At 66.4% G+C, this 6583-nt stretch carries 5 protein-coding genes; all 5 read right to left on the bottom strand.

The window, feature by feature from the left end; all coding sequences use genetic code 11:
- Positions 1–180: 180 nt before the first annotated feature.
- From RT614_RS23660 to siaA, 5 genes are read right to left on the bottom strand one after another with little or no spacing between them, the layout of a single operon-like run.
- Positions 181–2757: an EAL domain-containing protein gene (locus RT614_RS23660; RefSeq protein ID WP_313624608.1), complete on the bottom strand. Its 2577-nt coding sequence runs from the start codon at positions 2755–2757 to the stop codon at positions 181–183.
- Between the two features lie 38 nt (positions 2758–2795).
- Positions 2796–3593, bottom strand: a complete 798-nt coding sequence (gene siaD, locus RT614_RS23655) for a biofilm regulation diguanylate cyclase SiaD (RefSeq protein WP_313624607.1) — start codon at positions 3591–3593, stop codon at positions 2796–2798.
- Positions 3590–3967 (bottom strand): biofilm regulation phosphoprotein SiaC, encoded by a 378-nt coding sequence (gene siaC / locus RT614_RS23650; protein WP_313624606.1) that lies wholly within the window; start codon positions 3965–3967, stop codon positions 3590–3592. The genes siaD and siaC overlap by 4 nt, the downstream gene beginning before the upstream one ends.
- 33 nt (positions 3968–4000) lie before the next feature.
- The gene (gene siaB / locus RT614_RS23645) at positions 4001–4540 is read right to left on the bottom strand and encodes a biofilm regulation protein kinase SiaB (protein WP_313624605.1); all 540 of its coding nucleotides are present in this window, start codon (positions 4538–4540) and stop codon (positions 4001–4003) included.
- Between the two features lie 23 nt (positions 4541–4563).
- A complete protein-coding gene (gene siaA / locus RT614_RS23640; RefSeq protein ID WP_313624604.1) occupies positions 4564–6549 on the bottom strand; it encodes a biofilm regulation protein phosphatase SiaA in 1986 nt (661 codons plus the stop codon).
- Between the last annotated feature and the right edge of the window lie 34 nt (positions 6550–6583).

Genomic DNA, 6583 nt, shown 5'->3' with positions numbered 1-6583 from the left:
TACCCCAGCACCCTCCTACAGAGGAAGGCGCACCCACACCATACAAGGTTGACGAAGGGGCAGTCCGGAGCGAAGGCTCCGGACCGCAATCGTAGCCCCGCCCACCCCGGGCCCGCGCCACGCCGGGCGGCTAAAGAACCCAAATCAGCAGAAAACGAAAGCCGAGAAAACAAGCAGCGATTACCCCCGCGCCCGCAACCACTCCTCGAGGTCCCCCGCCGGCAACGGCGGTGAAAACAGAAACCCCTGCCCCGCCGCGCACCCCTGCTCGATCAGGAAGCGCCGCTGCTCCTCATTCTCGACCCCTTCGGCAACTACGGGCAGACTCAAGCTCTCGCCGATCCGGATCACTGCACTGGTCAGCGCACGAGCGGCATCGTCGCTCTCCAGCCCCTGCACGAAGCTGCGGTCCAGCTTCAGTTCGTCCACGATCAGACGGCGCAAGTGGCCCAGGCTGGAATAACCCGTCCCGAAGTCGTCCATCGAAAGGCGTACGCCCAGCCGATGAAGTTCGGCGATCGTCCGCAACGTGCCCGCCGTCGCGTCCAGGACCACGCCTTCGGTGATCTCCAGCATCAGATCAGCCGGCACCAGCCCGAACTCCGCCAGCGTCGCGGCAATCATGCGCGGCAGGTTCAGGTTGTGGAAATTCGTCGCCGACAGATTCACCGACACCGACGGCACCCGCAGACCGTTGTTGCGCCAGATCGCCAGTTGCGAGCACGCCTCGCGCAGCGCCCAATCGCCCAGGTCTCCGATCAGACCGCACTCCTCCGCCAGCGGCACAAAGCGCGCCGGAGAAATGTCGCCCAGCGTCGGATGACGCCAGCGGGCCAGCGCCTCCACTCCGTACAGGCTGCCGTTCTTCAGGCCCACCTGCGGCTGGTAATGCAGGCGCAGGGCCTTGGCTTCCAGGGCGTCGCGCAACGCCGCTTCCAGCGCCAGACGCTCCTGCGCCTGGCGGTTCATTTCGGCGCTGAAAAACGAAATGCGGTTCCGCCCGGCCGTCTTGGCCTGGTACATCGCCATGTCCGCGTGGCGCAGCAGCGTGTCCATATCGCGGCCGTTTTCCGGGAACACGCTGATGCCGATGCTGACCGACGGGTTCAACGTAATGCCGCCCACCGAAAACGGCTGGGCCAGCGCCACCAGGATCTGCTCCGCGGCGGCGGTCAGGCGGCCATGTTCGAACTCCGGCATCAGCAGCACGAACTCGTCGCCCGACAGCCGGCCCACGATATCGGTAGACCGCGCCAGCCGACGCAGGCGCTGCGCCACGTCGCGCAGCAGCGCATCGCCGATCGGGTGCCCAAGCGTATCGTTCACCTGCTTGAAGCGATCCAGGTCCAGGAACAGCACCGCGACGCGCTTGCGCTCGGGTTCCGCGCGCGCGATCGCCTGCTCGGCCTGAGCCAGCAGCAGATTGCGGTTGGGCAACCCCGTCAGCTCGTCATAGAACGCAAGCTGGCGGATGCGGGCGCGGGCTTCCTCGCGCTCCAGCGCCAGCGCGCACAGGTACACGCAGACATCCACCAGACGATGGTGGAAATCATCCGGCAGCCGCCGCTCGCGGAAATAGAACCCGAACGTGCCGATCACCCGGCCATCGCTGGACTTGATGGGGGACGACCAGCAAGCCTTGAAATCGTCGGGCAGCGGCAGGTGCCGGTAGTCGTCCCAGAGCGGGTCCGTGGCGATGTCCGGCACGATCACCGGACGGCCAAGGAACGCGCTGGTGCCGCAGGCGCCGACCTGCGGGCCGATCGCCACGCCGTCCAGCGCATCCGAATAGGCTTGCGGCAGGCTGGGCGCGGCCATCGGCCGCAGCAACCCGGCGTCGTCCACGCGCACCACCGTGGCCGCCACCTCGGGCGCCAGGCGCTCGACCTCGCGGCACACCATGTTCATGACCTCGACCACCGAGGCCTCGTTCACCATGGCCTGCAGCACCCGGCGCTGCAGGACCTCGTGCACCTTCGTGGGCGTGATGTCGGTCAGCACGTCCACGATGTTGACCAGCGTGCCGCGGTCGTCGAACACCGAGTTCGCCATGACCGAGACCCACAGCGGCTTGCCGCCGCGGTCGTAGACCAGCACGTCCTTGTGATAGCCCTCGCGGCAGGCGATGCGGCGGTGCAGTTCCTCGCGCGTGCCGCCGTCGGCGCGCCCGCCCGACAGCAGTTCGCCCAGGTCCTGGTTCACGGCGTCGCTGCGGGAAAAGCCCAGCATGCGCTGGAAACCGTCGTTCACGTAGACGATGCGCCCGTCGCAACCCGAAACCGCCACGGCGTTGCCGGTCTCGTTGATGCCCAGCATCAGCAGCCGGATTTCTTCCTGGCGTTCGGCGTCGGCGATCGATTTGCGCGAGATGACCGAGATGCGGCCGACGTCGCCGGCCTCGTCAAGCATCGGCAGGTACGTTGCTTCGATCCAGAGCGAGCTGCCGTCCTTCTTGCGGTACCGGCAGGTGCCCGAGAAATGCTGGCCAGCGCGCAGGCGGGCCCAGATCTGTTCGCCGCTGGCGATGCCCTTGCCTTCGTCCATGCTGTCGCACAGCATGTCGTGGCGCAGCGCCAGGGCTTCGTCGCGGGCATAGCCCACCGCGCGCAGGAAATTTGCGTTTGCGTTCAGCAGGGAGCCGGTTGCGTCGAAGTCGAACAGCAGCAGCGCCCGGTCCATCGACGAAAGGTAATTGCCCACATGCCACGCGGCGCCTTGGGGGTTCGTGCTTGAACCGCCAAGATGAGAATCAAGCATAAGGGGCTCCAACCCGGATAACAGCGGTTCCGGTTTCATTAGCGCCTCGGGAAGCCAAGCGCGACGCGGTCACGCCCGTCTTGCTTGGCCAGGTACAACGCCTGATCCGCCCGGCTGAGCGTCTCGGAGAAGGTCTCGCCCAACTGGTGGTACGCCATGCCGATGCTGACCGTCAGCCGCAGCACGTCTTCCCCGGCGGCGATCGCCAGGCCGCGCACGTCGCCGACCAGGCGGTCCATGACCGCCTGCGCCGTGTCCGGCTGCGTCTGGGGAAGCAGCACGAGGAACTCCTCGCCGCCCCAGCGCCCGCACAAATCGTACTGGCGCAGGCTTTCGCCCAGCACGCCGGCAAGCTCGACCAGGGCGCGGTCGCCGGTCTCGTGGCCGTAGCGGTCATTCACGGCCTTGAAGTGATCCACGTCCAGCATCGCGACGACGAAACTGTCGCCGCTGCGCGAGGCGCGCTGGACTTCCTGCTTGATCATTTCCATCAGCGCGCGCCGGTTCAACAGGCCTGTCAGCGGGTCGCGGCTGGACGTTTCCTCCAGCGCGCGGTTCAGGTCGCGCATCATGTTCTGGTAGTGGTCCGAGATCCGCGCGATACGGGTAAGGCGGCGCAACTGGCGGTCGAACTGGTCGCACAGGCCTAGTTCACGCTCGTGCGCCATGCTCTGGTAGGCGTCCGACAGTTGGGTCACGCGCTGGATGCGCACCATTTGTTCACCGGTGTGCCGCCAGAGTGCCTCGAGCGCCTCGCGCAGCGGATGGCCGGCATAGGCCGGATCCGCCAGCAAATCGGCGATGCGTTGGTCCAGTTCGGCGGCGCCCGGTTTCATTGGCGGCCGACGACCGAAAACGGAAAGGTGCAATCTTCCTTGAATTCCTCGGCCAGCTCGCCAACGCGCTCGTTGCGCATGTCGTAGAACCAGGTGACGCCGACCTGGCGACCCTTGCGGTGCGCGGCCTCCAGCACGTCGAAAATGTCCATGACCGACTTGATGCTGCTGGTGTTCAGGTAGAGCAGTTCGAGTTCCAGGCTCAGGGGCGCGTCGCTGCCTTGCAGGTAGGCCTCGACCCATTCAATGACCGGGCCGAACAGTTCGAAGGAATTCTCGGGATAGGAGTCGCCGCGCATCGCCAACACGCCGGCGGCGGCGTCCGCGGCAATGGCGGGCGTGGACTGGGTCCCGGGAATGTTCAGGTCTTTCATCAAATACTCCGAAAATAATCCTTTGAGCGCGTCTCAGACCACGACGCTCAGGCTGAAGAAGGCCTTGCCCGGCTGCGCGGCGGGCGTCAGGCTGGCTTCCAGCGGGGCGCCGGCGCGGCGCGCGATGTCGATGAGGCCCAGACCCGCCCCCGACGCCACGCCTTGCGTGCGCGGCTTGTGCAGCTGGGCCTTGTACTCGGCCTTCAATGCGGCCTTGTCCAGCGCGGCCAGTTCCTGGATGCGGGCGACCAGGCTGTGGCCGTCCTCCGAGCTGACCAGGTTGCCCGCCGACACCACATAGCGGCTTTCGTCGCGGCGGCCGATCACCACCGTGGCCGACGCATCCGCGTCGCCGTTCTGGGCCGCGTACTGGCGGATGTTCTGGATCATCTCGATGTAGACCGAGAACACGTCCATCGCTTCCGCGGGCCGGACGTGCTCGGCGTTCAGGTAGTTCTTGAGCGCGTTCCCGATTTCCTCGATCAGGCTGCGGGAGATGGGCCCGTTGAAACACAGGAGGGTGCGGTTCTGGTCGAACCGCGCGCCCAACGCGTAGAGATCGGAGGCATTCATGGAGGGTAGCGCCTTGATAACGATTATTCGAAACGGAAAGACAGCAAGGTAATGTCGTCGCGCTGCGGCCGGCCACCTTGGTATTCGGCAAGCGCCTGGCTGAAGGCGGCCGCCTGTTCGGTTAACGGCCGCCGGGCGTGCGTCTTGAGCATGTCGGCAAAGCGCGTGTTGCCAAAGCCGAATCCGTGCTCGCCGCCCGCCTGGTCCAGGAATCCGTCGGTGGCCAGGTAGTACGTCCAGCCCGGCTCCATCTGCAAAGCGATGTTCTCGTAAATTCCCACGCGCTTGTCGCCCAGCGCGCGCCTGCCGCCCGGCACTTCGCGCAGGCTTTCGCCGTCGCTTGCGTACAGGCTGATCTTGGCGCCTGCATACAGCAGCCGGCCGGCGCGGCGGTCAATATATACCAGCCCCGCATCGGTGTTTGTGGCCAGCGCCCGGGGCAGTTGCGCGTCCGCAAGCATGGCGCGGATGGCATTGTCGGTGCGGGTAAGGATGCCGGCGGGGTCGCCCGGTCCGACTTCCGTGATCGCCAGGTCGATGGCGGCGCGCGCCAGCATCGTCATCAACGCGCCAGGCACTCCGTGGCCCGCGCAGTCCATGATCCCCAGCAGGCAGTTGGCGCCGTCCTCGCGGAAGACATAGAAGTCGCCGCCCACCACGTCGCGCGGCTTCCACAGCACGAAGTGATGCGCGCCCAGGGACTGGGTCAGTTGACGGTCGGGCAGGATGGCGCGCTGGATCAGGCTGGCGTAATCGATGGAGTCGTCGATCTTCTTGTGCGCGGCCGCCATGGCCCGGTTGGCGTCTTCCAGTTCGGAGGTGCGTTCGCGCACTTTCGTTTCCAGTTCGGCCGTGTGCTTGCGGACCTTGTCGGCCATGACGCCGAACGCGCGGCTCAGGTCGCCGATTTCGTCCTGGCCGCCCGGCGGCAGGCGCACGTCATAGCTGCCATCGGCAATGGCGCGAGCCGACTGCTGCAACCGGCGCAGGGGACGCAGCATCAGGCGTTCGATGGCATAGCCGAAGCAAAGCAGCATGGCGGCGAACAGCACCACCAGGCCGATGGCCGCCGGCCACAGCCAGCCGGTTTCCAGCACGCGCGCGGCGCCCAGGTCCACCACGGTCAGCACGTGCCAGTGCAGTTCCGGCATGTACGCCACGGAGACCAGCTGGCGCACCCCGTCCATCTTTACCCATGCCGATTGCACCGACTGCGGGTCCGCCTGCGCCGCGTGCATGGCCGACAGCAGCTCGTCGCGGCCTTCGCCGGCATCCAGCAGGCTGAACACCATGCCCTTGCCGCCGGCGCCGCCCGCGCCCGAGTTGTAGGCGATAAGCGCCGGGTTCATGTGCGCCTGGATGGCGCCCGCTTCGTCGACGATGATGGGCGTGACGCCGGGCTGCCCGCTGTTCACGAATTCCTTCAGGAAGCCGCCCACGTCCAGGCCGGCGCCGGTCAGACCCATCACCTTCTCGCCGTCGCGGATCTGCACGTTGATCCACACCTTGGTGGTCTGCAGCTTCAGGTCGGGATTGACGTTGATGTTGTATCGGGCGGTCGCTTTGAGCGTGGCGTAGAACCAGCCGTCGTCCGCTGCGCTGGGGCTGAGCGTATAGCGCGGCGTCTCGGACAGCGGTTTGTCGTCGTTGAAGTAATAGTTGCCCGTGGCGGCGCTGGCGATGAAATAGGCGCCGCCCAGCAGGTCGCGGCGATAGCCGTCGGCCTCGCGGAAAAACAGTTCGCGCGCGGCGGGGTCGCTTTCGTTGCGCAGCCAGCGGCGAGTGACCTCGCTATCGGCAAGCCGCTGGGAAAGCGCCAGTTCGCGCGATACGGGCGCCAGCACGCGCTGGCGGTTCAGCTGCGTGAAGTTGTCAGCAAAGGCGCGCCCGAAGTGCTCCCGGACTCCGTCCAGCACCTGCCAGCCGATCAAGGCGGCCGGCGCCAGGGCGACCAGACACGCCAACAGCAGCGCCATTAGTGATTTTCTGCGCAAACCCCATTTCGCCATGCAAAGTCTTCCTGACAGCCTGATGAGTCGCCAC

Origin of the sequence: Achromobacter sp., from assembly GCF_032102605.1 — a bacterium.
Taxonomy (GTDB): Bacteria; Pseudomonadota; Gammaproteobacteria; order Burkholderiales; family Burkholderiaceae_B; genus Achromobacter.
The sequence above is the reverse complement of the archived record's forward strand: the minus strand, read 5'-3'. Positions and strand labels throughout refer to the sequence as shown.

Excerpts from the sequence above, each read along its gene's own strand:
- RT614_RS23660 (WP_313624608.1), bottom strand. The coding sequence starts at position 2,757 with ATGCTTGATTCTCATCTTGGCGGTTCAAGCACGAACCCCCAAGGCGCC.
- siaD (WP_313624607.1), bottom strand. The coding sequence starts at position 3,593 with ATGAAACCGGGCGCCGCCGAACTGGACCAACGCATCGCCGATTTGCTG.
- siaC (WP_313624606.1), bottom strand. The coding sequence starts at position 3,967 with ATGAAAGACCTGAACATTCCCGGGACCCAGTCCACGCCCGCCATTGCC.
- siaB (WP_313624605.1), bottom strand. The coding sequence starts at position 4,540 with ATGAATGCCTCCGATCTCTACGCGTTGGGCGCGCGGTTCGACCAGAAC.
- siaA (WP_313624604.1), bottom strand. The coding sequence starts at position 6,549 with ATGGCGAAATGGGGTTTGCGCAGAAAATCACTAATGGCGCTGCTGTTG.